The 16,661-nt window shown below is 67.4% G+C and carries 16 protein-coding genes; 3 read left to right on the top strand and 13 right to left on the bottom strand.

Features of this window, described 5'->3' with window-relative positions; genetic code table 11:
- Positions 1-63: 63 nt before the first annotated feature.
- The 9 genes from der to KY501_RS12610 form a co-directional block, all read right to left on the bottom strand.
- Positions 64-1,446, bottom strand: a complete 1,383-nt coding sequence (der, locus tag KY501_RS12650; RefSeq protein WP_224363135.1) for a ribosome biogenesis GTPase Der — start codon at positions 1,444-1,446, stop codon at positions 64-66.
- On the bottom strand, positions 1,446-2,393 hold the full coding sequence (era, locus tag KY501_RS12645) for a GTPase Era (RefSeq protein WP_224363131.1): 948 nt from the start codon (positions 2,391-2,393) through the stop codon (positions 1,446-1,448). Before era ends, der begins: the two co-directional genes overlap by 1 nt.
- Positions 2,394-2,495: 102 nt before the next feature.
- Positions 2,496-3,050: a peptidylprolyl isomerase gene (locus KY501_RS12640; protein ID WP_224363130.1), complete on the bottom strand. Its 555-nt coding sequence runs from the start codon at positions 3,048-3,050 to the stop codon at positions 2,496-2,498.
- 69 nt (positions 3,051-3,119) lie between these two features.
- Positions 3,120-3,794 (bottom strand): peptidylprolyl isomerase, encoded by a 675-nt coding sequence (locus KY501_RS12635; protein WP_224363129.1) that lies wholly within the window; start codon positions 3,792-3,794, stop codon positions 3,120-3,122.
- A gap of 43 nt (positions 3,795-3,837) precedes the next feature.
- The gene (gene rnc, locus KY501_RS12630; protein WP_224363128.1) at positions 3,838-4,605 is read right to left on the bottom strand and encodes a ribonuclease III; all 768 of its coding nucleotides are present in this window, start codon (positions 4,603-4,605) and stop codon (positions 3,838-3,840) included.
- Positions 4,565-5,605, bottom strand: a complete 1,041-nt coding sequence (gene meaB / locus KY501_RS12625) for a methylmalonyl Co-A mutase-associated GTPase MeaB (protein WP_224363127.1) — start codon at positions 5,603-5,605, stop codon at positions 4,565-4,567. Before meaB ends, rnc begins: the two co-directional genes overlap by 41 nt.
- 3 nt (positions 5,606-5,608) lie before the next feature.
- Positions 5,609-6,478, bottom strand: a complete 870-nt coding sequence (locus tag KY501_RS12620) for a hypothetical protein (protein WP_224363126.1) — start codon at positions 6,476-6,478, stop codon at positions 5,609-5,611.
- Positions 6,479-6,481: 3 nt separating this feature from the next.
- On the bottom strand, positions 6,482-7,624 hold the full coding sequence (locus KY501_RS12615; protein WP_224363125.1) for an acyl-CoA dehydrogenase family protein: 1,143 nt from the start codon (positions 7,622-7,624) through the stop codon (positions 6,482-6,484).
- 143 nt (positions 7,625-7,767) lie between these two features.
- The gene (locus KY501_RS12610; protein WP_224363124.1) at positions 7,768-9,297 is read right to left on the bottom strand and encodes an acyl-CoA carboxylase subunit beta; all 1,530 of its coding nucleotides are present in this window, start codon (positions 9,295-9,297) and stop codon (positions 7,768-7,770) included.
- A gap of 222 nt (positions 9,298-9,519) precedes the next feature.
- Here KY501_RS12610 and KY501_RS12605 point away from each other — a divergent pair, with 222 nt between their 5' ends.
- Positions 9,520-9,864: a YtxH domain-containing protein gene (locus KY501_RS12605; protein ID WP_224363123.1), complete on the top strand. Its 345-nt coding sequence runs from the start codon at positions 9,520-9,522 to the stop codon at positions 9,862-9,864.
- A 98-nt stretch (positions 9,865-9,962) separates the two neighbouring features.
- Here KY501_RS12605 and KY501_RS12600 read toward each other — a convergent pair whose 3' ends face one another.
- Genes KY501_RS12600 through KY501_RS12590 form a run of 3 tightly spaced genes read right to left on the bottom strand, consistent with a single transcriptional unit; the run spans position 9,963 to position 12,374 of the window.
- The gene (locus tag KY501_RS12600) at positions 9,963-11,114 is read right to left on the bottom strand and encodes a hypothetical protein (protein WP_224363122.1); all 1,152 of its coding nucleotides are present in this window, start codon (positions 11,112-11,114) and stop codon (positions 9,963-9,965) included.
- A 5-nt stretch (positions 11,115-11,119) separates the two neighbouring features.
- Positions 11,120-12,025, bottom strand: a complete 906-nt coding sequence (locus tag KY501_RS12595) for a hypothetical protein (RefSeq protein WP_224363121.1) — start codon at positions 12,023-12,025, stop codon at positions 11,120-11,122.
- Positions 12,026-12,056: 31 nt separating this feature from the next.
- The gene (locus KY501_RS12590; RefSeq protein WP_224363120.1) at positions 12,057-12,374 is read right to left on the bottom strand and encodes a type 2 periplasmic-binding domain-containing protein; all 318 of its coding nucleotides are present in this window, start codon (positions 12,372-12,374) and stop codon (positions 12,057-12,059) included.
- Positions 12,375-12,516: 142 nt separating this feature from the next.
- Between KY501_RS12590 and KY501_RS12585 the strand changes: the two genes are divergently transcribed.
- Positions 12,517-13,449 carry a type VI immunity family protein gene (locus KY501_RS12585; protein ID WP_224363119.1) on the top strand — a complete coding sequence of 311 codons (933 nt, stop codon included), beginning with the start codon at positions 12,517-12,519 and terminating at the stop codon, positions 13,447-13,449.
- A 341-nt stretch (positions 13,450-13,790) separates the two neighbouring features.
- On the opposite strand, the gene KY501_RS12580 is transcribed toward KY501_RS12585, so the two are convergent.
- Positions 13,791-14,567, bottom strand: coding sequence for an enoyl-CoA hydratase-related protein (locus tag KY501_RS12580; protein WP_224363118.1), 777 nt, complete (start codon positions 14,565-14,567; stop codon positions 13,791-13,793).
- Between the two features lie 104 nt (positions 14,568-14,671).
- Here KY501_RS12580 and KY501_RS12575 point away from each other — a divergent pair, with 104 nt between their 5' ends.
- Positions 14,672-16,615 carry a TIM44-like domain-containing protein gene (locus tag KY501_RS12575; protein ID WP_224363117.1) on the top strand — a complete coding sequence of 648 codons (1,944 nt, stop codon included), beginning with the start codon at positions 14,672-14,674 and terminating at the stop codon, positions 16,613-16,615.
- The last annotated feature ends 46 nt before the right edge of the window (positions 16,616-16,661 follow it).

Below are 16,661 nucleotides of genomic sequence, written 5' to 3'. Positions count from 1 at the left end.
CTGGGGGGGCGAAAGGCGGCGCAATCTACGGAGCGCCTACCCGGGGTGTCAACGCGAACACGCTCAGCGCTTGCCCTGTTTGAGGTGGGGACGCTTGCGCGCCTCCCGTTTGGCCTTGCCCGGCCGCTCCTTGAAGAGCAACCGGAGGGGCACCCTCAAATCGAACGTCTTGCGCAGTTGGTTGGTGATGTACCGCTTGTACATCTCCGGGATGCGCTCCGGGTAGTTGCAGGTGAGCGCGAAGGTGGGGGGCGCCGTACCGACCTGGGCGATGTAGTACAGGCGCAGGGCCTTGCCGCTGACGATGGGGGCCGGGTGCTCGCTCACCGTGTGCTCCAGCAACCGGTTGAGCTGGGGGGTGGGAGCCCGGTACCGGAACTGCTCGGCCAGCTCCACGGCGATATCCACCACTTTGTCCACCTTGGAACCCTTCAGGGCCGAGGTGAAGATGATGGGGGCATATCCCACGAACTTCAGGGAGTGCTTGAGCGCCTCACGGTAGGCCTCCTGCCGGCGCTGGTCCGTGCCAATGAGATCCCACTTGTTCACCACGATGACCAGGGCCCGGCCCTTCTCCTCGGCGAGCCCCGCCAGCTTGGCGTCCTGGTCCACGGCCGGCTCGGTGGCGTCCATGAGGAGCACCGCCACGTCGCTGCGCTCCAGCACCTTGAGGGCGGCCACCACGGAGTACTTCTCCACCCGGTGGGCAATGGAACGCTTGCGCCGGATGCCGGCGGTGTCCGTGAGGATGAGCTTCTTGTCCTTATAGGTGAGCGACGAATCGATGGGATCGCGCGTGGTGCCCGGCACCTCGCTGGCCACCAGCCGCTTCTCCTTGAGGATGGCATTCACCATCGTGCTCTTGCCCACGTTGGGCCGGCCGATGATGGCGATGCGGATGGTTCCGTCGTCCGGCAGCTCCTCGGCGTCCTCGCCCTCCTTCTTCGGAGGCAGCTTGTCCAGCAGTGCCTCGGCCAGTTGGGGCACGCCCAGACCGTGCTCGGCGGACACCGGCAGCACGTCCCCCAGCCCCAGCCGGAAGAAGTCCGCGGAGAGCGCCTGGATGGAACCGGACGGGCTGTCCAGCTTGTTGGCGACCACCAGCACGGGCTTGCCGCTCTTGCGCAGCAGCCGGGCCACGGCCTCGTCCGCGGCGGTGAGCCCGGCGCGGCCGTCCGTGACGAAGAGGATGACGTCACACTCCTCCACGGCGAGTTGGGCCTGCTCGCGCACCTCGCTGAGCAGCAGATCCTTGTCTCCGGGGACGAAGCCTCCCGTGTCGATCACGGTGAAGGTCCGGTCCCCCCACTCGGCGTCCGCGTAGTGGCGGTCCCGAGTTACTCCGGGTACGTCCTCCACGAGCGCGGCCCGGCGGCGGATGAGGCGGTTGAAGAGCGTGGACTTGCCCACGTTGGGGCGGCCGACGATGGCGACCAGCGGTTTCATTACTCGTATCCCAGCTTCTTGAGCCCCTCGGGGCGCTCGCTCCAGCGAGGCTCCACGCGGACTCGGAGCGAGAGGTACACGTGTGCCCCCAGCAACCGCTGGATGGACTTGCGTGCGTCCGTCCCGATGGTCTTCAACATCTGCCCCTGCTTGCCGATGATGATCGCCTTCTGGCTATCACGCTCCACATAGATGGAGGCGGCGATGCGGATGAGCCCCGCCAACTGTCCCTCGGCGGCACCCGGCCGGGGCTCGCGCTCGGACTCGTCGAACACGTCCACCAGCACGGCGGTGGAGTATGGGATCTCCTGCCGGCAGTGGCGCAGCACCTGCTCGCGGATGTACTCGGAGACCAGCGTGCGCTCCTGCTGGTCGGTGAGCATGTCCTCGTCGAAGATGGGCTCGCCCTCGGGCAGGTGCTGGAGCACCACGTGGAAGAGCTTCTCCACCCCGTCCCCCTCGCGCGCGGACAGGGGCACCACCTCCGCGAACGGGAACTCGTTGCGGAACAGATCGATCAGCGGCAACAACTTCTGCTTGGGGATGGTGTCGATCTTGTTGATGACCAGGAAGGTCGGCTTGCCGATGCGCTGCAGCCGCTCGAGGATCATCCGGTTGCCGGGGCCCACCCAGGACTCGGGCTTCTCGCCGCCAGGCGGCTCGATGAGGAAGAGGACCAGGTCCACCTCCTCGGCGGCCTGGAGGGCCGTCTCCACCATGTAGCGGTTGAGCTCGCCCTTGGCCTGATGGATGCCGGGGGTGTCGATGAAGGCCACCTGGCCCTCGGGCCGGGTCACCACCCCCAGGATGCGGTTGCGGGTGGTCTGCGGTTTGGGCGAGACGATGGCGATCTTCTCGCCCGTGAGCTGATTGAGCAGCGTGCTCTTGCCCACGTTGGGCCGGCCAATGAGCGCGGCGAAGCCGCTGCGGTAGTTCTTCGAAGCCATCGTTGAGAAGGTGATCTGGGGCCCCCTCCTATAAGGAGGAGGGCCCGTGGAACTGCACGACCCGCCGGGGACTCCCCTGCCCGCCTGTCTGGCGGACGAGGGCTACGGCGCGGTCGTCGAGATGGACAGCTTGTTGATGCGCACTTCGGTGGTGGGCCGGTCGCCCGGGCCCTTGGGAATCACGTTGGCGATGCGGTCTGCCACCTCATAGCCCTGGACCACCTCGCCGAAGATGGTGTGGCGGTTGTTGAGGTGGGCGGTAGGTACCACAGTGATGAAGAACTGGCTGCCATTGGTGTTGGGGCCGGCGTTGGCCATGGCCAGCAGGCCCTTCTTGTCGAAACGCCGGCCGCTCTGGAACTCATCCTCGAAACGGTAGCCCGGGCCGCCCGTCCCGCGGCCGAGCGGGTCGCCGCCTTGAATCATGAACTCCGGGATGCAGCGGTGGAAGATCGTCCCATCGTACAGCGGGGTACCCTTCATCTTCTGGTTCGTCTGCGGGTGGGTCCAATCCTTCTCGCCAGTGGCCAGGCCGACAAAGTTCTCCACCGTCTTCGGAGCATCCTTCGTGAACAGCTTCACCACGATCTTCCCCTCGGTGGTGTCGAAGGTGGCATAGAGGTCCTTCCCAGCCTTCGCCTCGTCCGTCATGCCCATGTGCATCTCCCGCTGCGGTTGGGGGCCCTCCGGTTGGGCGGGCCCGCGTGAGTGGTGTAGTGCCTATGCCTACTTCTTCTCGGGGGCCTTCTTCGCGGCGCCCTTGGCCGGCGCCGGAGCGGCCACGCCCTTCGGAGGCTTCTCGCTCAGCTCAATCTTGGTGATCTTCACCGGGGTCAGCGGCTTGTCGCTCGGGTCCCGGGAGACCTGGGAGATCTTCACCGCGATCTCATAGCCCTTCACCACCTCGCCGAAGATGGTGTGCCGGTTGTTCAGGTAATTGGGCGTGGAGGTGGTGATGAAGAACTGGCTGCCGTTGGTGTTGGGGCCGGCGTTGGCCATGGCCAGCAGGCCCGGCTTGGAGAACGTGCGGCCGCTCTGGAACTCGTCCGCGAAGCGGTAGCCCGGGTCTCCCGTGCCCACGCCCAGCGGATCGCCGCCCTGGATCATGAAGTCGGGGATGACGCGGTGGAAGATCGTCCCGTCATAGAGGGGCTTCTTGGACTTCTCGCCCGTGCCCGGATGCGTCCACTCCTTCTCTCCGGCGGCCAGCCCCACGAAGTTCTCCACCGTCTTCGGAGCGTCCTTCGAGAAGAGCCGGACGACCATGTCGCCCTGGGTCGTCTTGAAGGTGGCGTAGAGCTCCTTGCCGTCCTGGACCTTCTTCGTCCAGGGGCCGGGAGAGGGCTGCGCAGCGGCCACGGTGGCCACCAGGAACAGGGCTGTCGCAATCATCCGGAACATGGCGGGGGACCTTATAGGCCACCCTCCCCCCGTCCAAGGGGTTTCACTTCGAGGTGTCGTCCTTCCGAAGCATGTCCAGGGTGGCCCGGGCGGCAGCCTGCTCCGCCTCCTTCTTGTTGCGGCCTGTGGCTCGCGCATACAGCTCCGAGCCGATGGACACCTCCACCTCAAATGTCTTCTCGTGGTCAGGACCGGCCTCGGCCACCACCCGGTAGCGCGGGGACATCTTGAGCCGGTTCTGCACGTCCTCCTGGAGCTTCGTCTTGTAGTCCAGGCCGCTGCGGCCCTCGGCCACGCCCTCCAGAGCGTCCGAGAAGTGACGGTCCACCAGCGCCATCACCGTCTCCATCCCCGAGCCCAGGTACACCGCGCCGATCACGGCCTCGATGGCATCGGCCAGCACGGAGCTCTTGTCCCGTCCGCCCGTCAGCTCCTCGCCGCGGCCCAGCAGCAGCAGATCGCCCAGCGTCAGGGCCCGGGCGATGCGCGCCAGCCCCTCCTCGTTGACGATGAGGGCCCGCAGCTTGGACAGCTCGCCCTCGGAGGCGTTGGGGAAGCGCTCCATGAGGCGGTGGCTGATGGCCAGGTCCACCACGGCGTCCCCCAGGAACTCGAGCCGCTCGTTGTCCTGGAGCCCCAGCTCGCGGTGCTCGTTGAAGTAACTCTTGTGTGTCAGCGCGGCCAGACCCAGATCCTTGCGGACCATGGGCACCCCCAGCCGGAGCTCCAACGCCTGGACACGCTCTTGAAGGCTCAGCTTCTCCACGCACCTACTCCGAGAGCTGGCTCGCCAGTTCCTCGGCGAGCGCATACGGATCGGCCTGCCGCTCGGCGATGCGGCCGGCCACTTCCTCCAACCGGCCCCGCTCTCGCTCGAGCTTCGCCAGGGCGCCGCGCAGCAGTCGCTCGCGCAGCAGCGCCACGAACTGCATGGCGGCCCGGGCACGTTCCTTGTCCTTGCGCTGCCCCGTCTCCTCCAGGAAGGTGCGGTGCTGCTCCACCGCCTCCACCAGCGCGTCCACCCCTTGATCCTTGGCGGCCACCACCTTGAGGATGGGCGGCTCCCACTCGCGAGGCCCCTGAGGCTCCTCCACCGGACGGCCCTCCGCCTTGGCGCGGACCATGCGGTGGTGCGCGTCGTGGTCCATGGCCGGAGCCCTCACCGCGTGGCGCAGCTCCAGCATCATCCGCAGCTCGCGCACCATGCGGTCGGCCCCGTCCAGGTCGGCCTTGTTCACCGCGAAGATGTCCGCCACCTCGAGGATGCCGGCCTTGATGGCCTGCACGTCGTCCCCCATGCCCGGCACCGTCACCACCAGGGTGGTGTGCGCCATCTGGGCGATGTCTATTTCGTCCTGGCCCACGCCCACCGTCTCCACCAGGACGATGTCCTGGCCCATGGCATCCATGACGCGGATGCAGTCGCCCGTGGCTCGGGACAGGCCACCCAGGTTGCCGCGGGTGGCCAGCGAGCGGATGAAGACGCCTGGATCCGTGGCGTGGTCCTGCATGCGGATGCGATCGCCCAGGATGGCGCCCCCGGTGAAGGGGCTGGTGGGATCCACCGCGAGGACGCCCACCCGCTTGCCCTGCTTGCGGTACTTCGCGATGAGCCGATCGGTCAACGTGGACTTGCCCGCGCCGGGCGAGCCGGTGATGCCGATGACGTAGGCACGGCCCGTCTTGGGGAACAGGGCGCGGAGATCCGCCGTGGCACTCGCCTCTCCGTCATCGATGTGCCGCATCAAGCGAGAGGCGGCGCGAACATCGCCGTCGAGCACCCGTTGAAAGAGCTGTGTCGCAATGGCCAATGCCTACTCCTGTGGCGATTCCGGTCCGAGGAGCTGCACATCCTCGGGAGCGACCTTCAGAAGGTCCGCCACGAGATGGACGATGCCAGGGAAGCTGTCGAGTTCGAAGCGCTCCGCCCACACCTTGCCCTTGGCGCCGGCCAGGAGGCCTCGGAAGGTGCGGCCCTGCACCCGGGCCGCGGCGAAGCGGTAGGTGGCTCCCTTCACGCTCAACTGCACCAGGATCTCCAGGGCGCTGCGCGGGGGAACCACGGCCTGAGCTCCGAAGGCTTGGGCGAGCTCCTCGTAGCGCACCAGCCCGGGGCTCGGGGGCGAGGAGGCGTGGGGACGGGAGGGCTGCTCCTCGATGTGCGCGGCCAGGTAGCTGGCGAGTGACTCCCCGTCCCGGAACTCGGACAGCTCGAACCGGAACTCGGGCAGGCCGGACAGCTCACTCCCCTGCCGGGACGCCTGGGCCACCCGGAACTGGCCCTGCCGATCCATGGCCAGGACGAAGGAGAGCGCTCCGGCCTCCAGCTCGGAGGACAGCTCCAGCGTCGCGGGGTTCACGGTGGGATGGAGCCCCAGAGCCTGGAGCTGCGAGGAGCGGCGCTCGAGGTGGAAGAGGAACTCATCGAAGGCGCTGGTGAGGGCCAGGGCGAGCGCGGTCCGGGTCTTCACGGAGTTCAGCGGCACGGGCGGCAGCCCCGCCACCGCCGGTGGCGCAATGGGGATCAGCACCTCGTCCGAGATCTGGAAGGTGACCGGAGGCAGTGGCTTCCGGGTGACGGGGTTGTCGAGGACGAAGCCCTCCGGCAGCTCCAGCCGTGCCAGGGGGCTGGAGGAGCCTTCCTCCATGCGCAAACCGAGCTTCTCGAGCCGGGAGGCGTCCATCCGTCAGCCCTTGAAGATCTCGCGGGCGATGATGGAGCGCTGAATCTCGCTGGTGCCCTCGCCGATTTCGCACAGCTTGGCATCCCGGAGGTAGCGCTCGACGGGGAACTCGCGGGTGTACCCGTAGCCCCCATGAATCTGCACGGCCTTGTTACAGGCGCGCATGGCAGCCTCCGAAGCAAAGAGCTTGGCCTGCGAAGCAGCCTGCGTGTACGGCACCCCGGCATCCGCCAACCACGCCGCGCGGTGGACGAGCAGCCGGGCCGCATCGAGCTCCGTGCGCATATCCGCGAACATCCAGCGCAGGCCCTGGAACTCAGAGATGGGCTGGCCGAAGGCGGTGCGCTCGCGGGCGTAGCGCGCGGACTCCTCCAGTGCGCCGCGGCCGAGCCCCACCGCCAGCGCGCCGATGGTGATGCGGCCCTTGTCGAGGATCTTCAGCGTATCGATGAAGCCGTGGTCCACCTCACCCAGTCGCGCCGAGTCCGGTACCTCCACGCCCTCCAGGATGAGCTCGGCGGTGTCCGAGGAGCGCATGCCCAGCTTGCCGTGGATGGAGCGCTGGCTGAACCCGGGCAGCCCCTTCTCGAGGATGAAGGCGGTGACGCCCTTCTGGCGCTTCTCGGGGGTGCTGAGCGCCAGCACCACGAAGACATCGCCCACGGTGCCCTGGGTGATGAACATCTTGGTGCCGTTGAGGATCCACTTGTCGCCCTTGCGGACGGCGGTGGTCTTCATGCCCGAAGCGTCCGAGCCGGAACCGGGCTCGGTGAGGCCCCAGGCGCCCAGCCACTCGCCGGTGGCCAGCTTGGGCAGGTACTTCTTCTTCTGGGCGGCGTTGCCGAAGACGCGGATGTGGCTGGTGCCCAGGCCGTTGTGCGAGGCCACGGTGAGCGCCAGCGAGCCGTCATAGCGAGCGATCTCCTCCACGGCGACAGCGACGGCCAGGCTGTCCATGGCCGCCCCGCCATACTCATCGGAGACGAGCATGCCCAGCACGCCGAGCTGGCCGAGCTCACGGACGACCTCGAGGGGGAACTTCTCGTCCTTGTCCCAGTCACGGGCGTAGGGCTTCACCTTGCGCTCACAGAATTCCTTGAGCGAGGCCTTCAGGGCTCGGTGGCTTTCGGGGAGTTCGAAATCCATGGTGGGCAAACCATCTAATCGCAGTGGGCCGCCGGGGCGGTAGCCCGTCGGGGAGGAATTCAACTTACTCTTCTTGGAACGTCCGGCGCAGGCTCATGCACGGGCCGGGAAGCGTCGGACCGTGGACGCTCGGCCGAGCGACTTCACACAGGGAGAACCCCATGCTTCTTCTCCGGCCGGGGTTGGTAGCGGCGCGAATAGACTTCGAAGCGCTGGGTCAGCTCGTGACGCAGCCGGTCTCCGGGGACGATCTCGTCCACCACCAGCTCGCTGGCCAGCTTGTAGATGTCCACGTCCGCCCGGTACTCGTCCCGGAGCTGCTGGACGTAGGCGGCGCGCTCGGCCTCGGGCTTCTCCTGGATCTTGTTGAAGTAGACGGCGTTGACGGCGGCCTCGGGGCCCATGACGGCGATCATCGCCTGGGGCAGCGCCAGGGTGGCATCCGGCGCGAAGCCGGGCCCGGACATGGCGTAGAGGCCCGCCCCATACGCCTTGCGAACCACGACGCAGATGCGGGGCACGCTGGCCTCGGAGACGGCGGAGATCATCTTCGCGCCCGAGCGGATGATGCCGGCGCGCTCCACCTTGGTGCCGATCATGAATCCGGGCACGTCCGCCAGGTAGAGCAACGGGATGTTGAAGGCGTCGCACAGCCAGATGAACCGGGCGGCCTTGTCCGCCGAGTCCACGAAGAGCACCCCGCCCTTGTACTTGGGCTGGTTGGCGACGATGCCCACGGGGCGGCCGTTGATGCGGCCCAGGCCGGTGATGATCTCCTGGGCGAAGAGCTTCTTCACGTCGAACCAACTGCCCTCGTCGACCAGCTCGTTGATGAGCGCGTACATGTCGAAGGGCTTGTTCTGGTCCGCGGGGATGATCTCCTCCACGCGCTTTCCGCTGGCCTTGGGGGCCTTGGGCTCCGCGGCGGGCGGGAGCTGGCTGAAGTTCTCCGGAAAGAAGCTGAGGTAGTGCTTCGCGGCCTCGATGGCCTCGGGCTCGGTCTTCACCAGCACGTCGCCGCAGCCGGACACCGAGCAGTGCATCTTCGCGCCGCCCATCTCCTCCAGCGTCACCTTCTCGCCAATGACCATCTCGGCCATGCGAGGGCTGCCCAGGTACATGGAGGCGTTGCCGTCCACCATGATGACCAGATCACAGAAGGCCGGGATGTACGCGCCGCCCGCCGCCGAGGGCCCGAAGAGCAGGCAGATCTGCGGCACGAAGCCGGAGAGGTGGACCTCGTTGTAAAAGATGCGACCGGCACCGCGTCGGCCGGGGAACATCTCCACCTGATCGGTGATGCGCGCGCCGGCCGAGTCCACCAGATACAGCAGCGGGCAGCGCAGGGTGCGAGCCGTCTCCTGGATGCGGAGGATCTTCTCCACCGTCCGAGCGCCCCAGCTCCCGGCCTTCACCGTGGAGTCATTGGCCATGATGGCCACGGTGCGTCCGGCCACCTTGCCCAGACCAATGATGACGCCGTCCGAGGGCAGCTCGGGCTCCTCGTTGTTGGCGAGCCTGGCGTCCTCGATGAAGGAGTCGGCGTCCACGAGGAGACGGATGCGCTCGCGCGCGAAGAGCTTGCCCGCCTCCTTGTTCTTCGCGTGGTACTTCTCGGCGCCACCCTTCTCTACCTCTGCGATCTTCTGGAGCAGCTTCTGGTCGTAGGACATGGCGGGGGCCACATACCAGAAAGGGGCTCGGCTGGCTGCTCCGTGTCGCTCGGAGGACGGGTTGTAGAACGAGCGACGGACCTACCGACCGGTGGGTGGGTAGGAAAGATTTTTCACAGGGATGCCGAGCTGAGCACCCCTGCCTACCTTGAGACCACAACGGGGAGCGAAGCCGTTGGGGCGCGGTGCTTCCCGAACGCACGGCCCATGGAGGGAACCATCATGTTCGCGAAGAAGGCGAAGTTGGCTGCCAGGAGCAGCCTGTATCGGAAGTGGCTGGCACAGAAGGTCCTGAACGACATTCCCAAGTTCGCCAGGAACAAGTGGGAGGACTTCGATCCGGATGATGTGCTGCATCCGCTGGGGCTCACCACCTACAGGCCGGCCAGGGCCGGGATCGGCACGCTGGGCGTGTTCATCATCGGCGCGGCGGTGGGCAGCGTGGTGGCGCTGATGCTGGCCCCCACCCCGGGCGCGGAGCTGCGCACCCAGGTCAAGGACAAGGCCATGGGTTACCTGAACAAGCAGAACATCCCGATCGGCCAGGAGAAGACCGCTCACGCGTAGTTCGAGTCCAGGTTGAACGAGGCCGGTAGGCACGGCGATGGCCGCTGCATACCGGCCTCACTTTTGGCAGGGGAGGCCTTCGCGCGGGAGCTCCGGGCTCAGCGGGCGCGGCCCTTGGTCCGAGGTGGTCCAGCACCGGGATCGCCCCGAAGCCGAGCCCCCTGCTCCGCGAGGCACCGGGCACTCCTGAATTCGTTGGCCGCGGCGGCGGCTCGCATGGACGCGCTCCTCGCGGCTGGCTCGCCCGAGGTGCCCTTGGCCGCGTTGTAGGCAGCGCGCGCCGTGCGCACCCGCTGGTTGAGCAGGTCCTGGTACTGATCCTGATGAGAGGGCGGAGGAGCGCGCTTGCCAGGGAAGTTGGCAGGGGGCGTGCTGAGGTCGGCGTTGTCATCCGTGCTGTCCGCCACCTCGCGCTTCATCTGCTCTTCGGCCTTCTTGCGCCAGTTGTTGATGCACTTGGTGGCGGTGTTCCCGTCAATCTCCTCGGTGGGCGCGCACGTGGGTGACTGCACGGAGCCCAGGCCCGAGCCCCGAGCGCCTCCCGGTCCCCCTGCACTGCTCGCGGAAGCTCCGGCGCCAGCCCCGCTGGCGGCGCCCGCTCCGGGGGGCTGGTTCCTGGCGGCACGCTCCGCGGCACGCCACTTCTTCCGGTGATCGCTCAGATAGCTGTTGGTGCGGCTGTCCTCATCCGCATGGCGATCGCGCTGGCGATACTCCTCCTCCTGGCGCCCCATCTCTGAGTTGTTCCACCGGCGCTCCGCGGTGTTCCCATTCTCGAGACCTGTGTGGCGGCCATGCTCATGCCGGGGATTGGCGGCGCGCCCCTGCTGGGGAACCGCGGGCGCATTGTTGCTGACATACCCATCCACGAGGTTGCGGCAGGGATCTCCGCGGGCCGGGCGGTTCAAGCCATCCGTGGATCGCCCCGACTCGCGGAAGTTCGAGTCGCGCACGAGGTGTCCCGACTGGCACCCCCGCAGATACCGATCCCCCGCCGTGGGCCGCTCGAGCGGCGTCCCGTCGCTGGCGACGCCCGAGGCGCGCTCCGAAGGCGACGCGTTGTCCCACCGGGTGCACTTGGTCCGCGCATTGTCGCAGAGCCTGTCCACGTGCGAGTAGGAACCGAACCATTCCGGGTTGAGCTTGGCGTTGATGAGCAGTTGCTGGCAGTTCCTCGAGAAGAAGGTGCTCCCTCCTCCTTCGAGGTAATTGGCTGGAGTGTGCGGAGCGGGTGTAGGCGCGTCACTCATAGTCTCTACCACGATGGGGAGCGGTGGCTGATTCCAGAGATGAAAGCTTCCAGGGGAATGCTGCGGAAGTCCTTTCCATCCACGGTGTCCGCCAGCAACTCCGGTGTGGTCACCACGAGCCGCTCGCGCGCATCCAACGCGGTGGCATGCAGCGCGGGCACGGCCTCTTTCAAGGCGGGGCCTTCGAGCGTCAGCAGCCCATCGTCCTCACCCGCCAGCCAGATCTGCCGCTGATACCGCACCACATCCACGACCATGCCAGGAGAGTCCACCACTTCGGACCAGCCGTAGAGCGAGCCCTCCATGACGCCATTGTCACCGCAGGCGTACATCTCGTCCTGGGACACGACGTGGATGCCCGTCAAGACGGCCTCGGTGAACGACGGCACCCGGTGCCAGGCGGAGCCATCCCACCGGGCAATGAGGCCCTCGCGGCCCACGGCATAGATGAGCTCGGGGGAAACCCCATGCATGGCGATGATGCTGCCGGGAGAGGACCACTCGTGCCACTTCGCACCATCCCAGCGGAAGAGGCTGGGTTTCTGCTGATCGATCCGGGGGCCCCAGGCCAGGACCAGATTGTCGCTCAACCCCCAGATCCCCATGGCCAGACAGGGCAGCGCATGGAACTCCCAGGAAGGGTGGAGTGGATCGCGCGCCCGGTTGATGTGCACGCCTCCCCGCAGGTAGCTGCCCTCGGCGACGTAGACGGTTCCGGAGGGAGAGCGCCACAGGCCAGTCAGCCACCCCACCTGTCCGAGCAGGGGGAAGATCCTCCCGCCGACCACCTGCCCCACCCAGGACTCGGCATGATCTTCCACCCAGCCCTTCCCATCCCAGCGATCCGCCAGGAAGTGGCAGTCCCAAGCCGAGGGCCCGCTGGCTTGCCGGAATTCATGCGCGAGCTTCACGCCGTCTCCTCTCGAGCGCCGGGGACCCGGCTCAAGCCCCGGCCGATGAACGGTAGGTGATGTGCGTCTTGAACTGGTTGACTTCGGGATGGGCCTGCTTCAGCGCCTCCATGCTTTGGTCGACCCGCTTCTTGAGCTCGGGATCACCCTCGCGGAGTTTCCGCCCGTACACGAACGCATACATGATGGTACCGGGTTGGGACGAGCGCGGCACCGCGCGCGACAGGAAGACTCGCAGGGTGCTGGGATCGTCCACATCCAGCTCCTCGTCCGGCGTGAAGTGGTGGTGGCTCTCCAGGTAGTCCTGCAGGAACTTCTCCGCCGTCTCGGCGACTTGGGCGATATCCATCGGTCCTTCTCCTCGGGGCGAGAGCCGCTCCCATGAAACCGGCGAGGCGATGGTCGTACACCCCCACGGAGGTTGCCAGTAGTCTGTTCGTGCTGGCAACGGACCGCTGGTGGATGGAACCCTCGGGAGTCCCTGGACGAGCATGACGACGCCACTCTCGCGAGGCCCCGGTCACGATGTGCTCTTGGAGAGCCCCGACGTCACCCTTGCGCGCTGGTCCCTGGGGCTGACGCTCTACCTGGACGAGCCCTTTGTGTGGGCCAGCGAGGGCGCCGCCGCTCTGCTCGCGCGCTACCTGGAGGTGGCTCCGGTGGACCGGCTGGCCTGGTACACCACCTCGATGCTGCCGGACTGGCATCGCTTCACGCCGCGAACGACGGAGGGCCTGCTGCGCTCGCTGTCGGTCCCCTGGTCCGAGGTGCGCGTGCGGCACCTGTTCACCTTCCGACTCGTGGATGATCTCGGGGCACCGGAGGTGGGCTTCTTCTATAAGGAGATAGATGAGGCGCGGGGCCGTCGCGGCTTCCTGCAACTCCTGCTCCCTCCCAGTCACGACCCGGGCGATCTGTTGCAGTTGGCCCAGGAGATCAGCGAGCGCTGGCCCGTGCTCAGCGGCGTGGGGGGATACATGGCGACGTGGAACGAGTGGCTCAAGTCCACCGCGTTCTGGAGCCTGTTCCGCTGGAGCAAGCGCTTCCTGGGGTTGGACATCCAGGATCCGGATCCCATGTCCTGGCACGTCGCGGAGGGGCTGCCCGGCAGCAACTGGCTCACGCTGGTGGGAGACAAGCTCGCCCAGAAACTCGAGCTGGATGTGCCCGCCCTGCGGCAGCGGACCTGGACGCAGCCCATCCGAGTCCATGCGCTGCGGCGGGCCACGCTCGTCCAGGCGGGGTCGGCTCCCACGCTCGGGGATCTCAATGCGCTGCGCTACCCCGCGGCCTATGCGGAGGCCGCGCGGGCCCTGGAGCCCTGTTTCGTGAAGGAGCCCCCCGAGTACTGGGGTGGATTCTTCGAGGAGAAGCGCACCCGGCTCTGGTTGCGACGGCTGGTGGATCCGGAAGCCCTGCGCTGACGGTCAGCCCCGTGGAAGCAACGAGGCGGAAGCGCCCCCTGCGTGGAGATGCTCTCGAGGATCAACGCTCCCGACGAGCCAATGAGACCGGCCAGCTCCAGGTCCGGGTTGTCACACGAGAACTCGACATGGACATCGAACAGCTCGGACAGCCCTTCCCGGGCGCTGGCGCGCAGGACGACAGCTTCCGCCGGAACATCTGCGTGGTCGAAGTGAGCACGTATCCGCATGGTCCGCCCCACAGGAAGACGACTCCGAACCCGTCCGATTATGGCACCCGAACGCTCGGAGCGGGATTCCCTTCTCGCCGGCCCGTCAAGGCAACCCCAGAGTTCGCGCCCTTAGCGCCCCTTGTAGACCGGTGGACGTTTCTCCGCGAAGGCGCGCAAGCCCTCGAGCCGATCCTCCGTCTTGAGGACCTCCTCGTACTTGCGCAGCTCCAGCGCCAGCGCGGCGTCCAGCTCCAGACCCGTGCCCTCGTTGATGGCGTGCTTGGCCGTGGACACGGCGATCGGCGCGTTCTCGACAATCGCCTCCGCCAGCGAGAAAGCCGTCTCCACCAGGTGCCCCTCCGGTGCGAGCCGGTTCACCAGTCCTACGCTGAAGGACTCCGCCGCGTTCATGCGCCGACCGGTGAGGATGAGATCCTTGGCTCGACCCGGACCGATGAGCCGCGCCAGCCGCTGCGTGCCGCCGCCGCCGGGGATGATCCCGAGCTTCACCTCCGTGAGCCCTAGCTCCGCCGCCGGTGCGGCCACCCGCAGATCGCACGCCAGCGCCAGCTCCGTGCCTCCGCCGAAGGCCGCTCCATTGATGGCCGCGATGAAGGTGCAGTCGCTCTTCTCGATGGCCCGGAACGTCTGCCGCAGACCGTCCAGGAAGGCGCGCACCTCGGGCTCGCTCATGGTGGCGCGCTCCTTGAGGTCGGCCCCCGCGCAGAAGGCCTTGTCTCCTGCTCCGGTGATGATGACGGCACGGACCTGCCGCCCCGTGGAGACGCGCCCCACCATCTCGCCCAGCTCCCGGAGCATGGCCCGGCTGATCGCGTTGCGACGGTCTGCCCCGTCGATGGTCCAGATCTCGATGGATCCGCGGGCGTCGACCTTGAATTCCGGCATGTTCGCTCTCCCCTTCCAGGCCCTGTCTCGGGCCGCCGCTGACCGGGGGAGCCTGCGGCGTTGGCGCGCACCTGGCAAGGCCGAAGCGGTTAGAGTGGATGGGTATGAGCACCGCTTCGAGACGCCTGGGCCGCCTGGCCCCCTGGTTGCTGCCCCTCGTGGCCTTGGTTCCTCTGGTGGCCCTGGCTCGCGGCGGCGGAGGAGAGCACTACTCTCGGGGCAATGATGACTCCGGAGGAGATGGGGACGGCGGCGCCCTCATCTACATCCTCTTCCGGCTGATCGAACTGGTCTTCTACTACCCGAAGATCGGTGTGCCGCTGCTCGTCGTCTGCTGCGTCTTCTATTACTTCTACCGGCGCAACATGCACCCCACGGGCGCCACCCAGCGCGCCATCGAGCGCATCGAGGCCGTCCAGCGCACCCGGGTCTCCGACCAGGACGTCCAGGGCTGGGTCCAGGCCCTGAAGAGCAGGGATCCGCAGTTCGAGCTCAAGGCGACGCTCGACAAGGTGCGTCAGCTCTTCCCGGCGCTCCAGGAGGCCTGGTTCAAGCGGGAGCTCACCCCCATCCGCCCGTTCCTCTCGGACGCCACGTACCAGCGCTTCGATGTGCAGGTGCAGCTCATGGCCGCCCAGGGAGTACGAGACGCCATCGCGGACGTGCGACTTCTGGAGGTGCAGCTCATCGGGCTCACGCAGAGCCAGTGGTTCGACAGCATCCACGTCCGCGTGCGCGCGGAGATGCGCGACACGGATGTCCCCGCGAATTACACGAATGAACAGGCGCTGGCCGCGGCGCGCAAGGCCCCTCACGACGACTTCACGGAGGTGTGGACCTTCGTCCGCAAGCCCGGCACGCAGACGAAGATCGGCCAGGACCTGTACCAGGGCAAGTGCCCCAACTGCGGCGCGCCCTATAAAGGAGGCGCCGCGAACGTCTGCGAGTACTGCAACGCCGTGGTCAACTCCGGCAACTACGACTGGACGCTCTCGGAGATCACCCAGGGCGTGGAGTTCAACCGCCACCCGGCCGACGTGAGCGGGCTACGCGAAGCTCGGCAGGCGGATCCGGCGCTCAACCTGGAGATCCTCGAGGATCGCACCTCGCTCCTGTTCTGGAGGTGGATCGACTCGCAGAGCCGAGGCGACGCCCAGCGGATGGCCCAGGTGGCCAACGTGGAGATGGTCTCCCAGCTCGGGCAGGAGCTGGAGTCACTGAGCCAGCAGGGCCGGCGCCGCGTCATCCTGGAGTGTGCCGTGGGCGCCGTCACCACTCGGGCCTTCGAGGTCAACCCGGACGGCTACGATATGGCCCACGTGGAGATCCGCTGGAGCGCGCGCTCGGGCGTGGGCCCCGCCACCGGCCGCCCGCCGCAACTGCCCCCGGTGCCACAGCGCTGGGTGTTCACGCTGACGCGCAAGCACGGCGCGAGGACGAACACCTCCAACGGCATGGCCACCGATCGCTGCCCGCAATGCAACGCGCCCCTGACCAACAGCGGCTCCACCACGTGCGACTTCTGCGGCGCACGGCTCGGCGCGGGCGAGCAGGACTGGGTGCTGGCGTTCACGTTCCTCACGGAAACGTGGGAGGCACGCGAGCGCCAGCGGCGGGCCGCGGGCGGCCGTATCCCCTCCCCGGCCGGCGCGGTCAGACCGGAGGAGCCGGCCATCACCGCCTCGGCGCCCATGGCGGTGGACAACGTCCTGGACGTCAAGGAGCGCGAGCGGCTCCTCTATATGATGGCCTCGCTGGCCGCCATGGACGGCCTGGTGGCGACGTCGGAGCGCAAGCTGCTCAAGTTGTGCGCCACCCGCTGGGGAGTTCCCTGGACGAACGTGGAGCAGGCGCTCAACTCCGGCACCCCGCTCTTCAACAGGCTCCCGGCCCGAGGCAGCGCCGAGGCCAACCTCTTCCTCGCCAACCTCGTGCAGATGGCGCTGGTGGACGGACGGGTGGACCGCAAGGAGCGGCGCATGCTCGAGGCCGCCGCGGCCCACCTGGACCTGCTGCCCCAGCTCCAGTCCATGCTCGGCAAGAGCTGAGCGGGCGGGGGACACGGCCGTGAGCCCGGTTGCGTTTCGCAAGCAT

Origin of the sequence: Hyalangium versicolor, from assembly GCF_020103695.1 — a bacterium.
GTDB lineage: Bacteria > Myxococcota > Myxococcia > Myxococcales > Myxococcaceae > Hyalangium > Hyalangium versicolor.
Note: the sequence above shows the minus strand (reverse complement) of the source record. Positions and strands in the feature narration are given on the sequence as shown.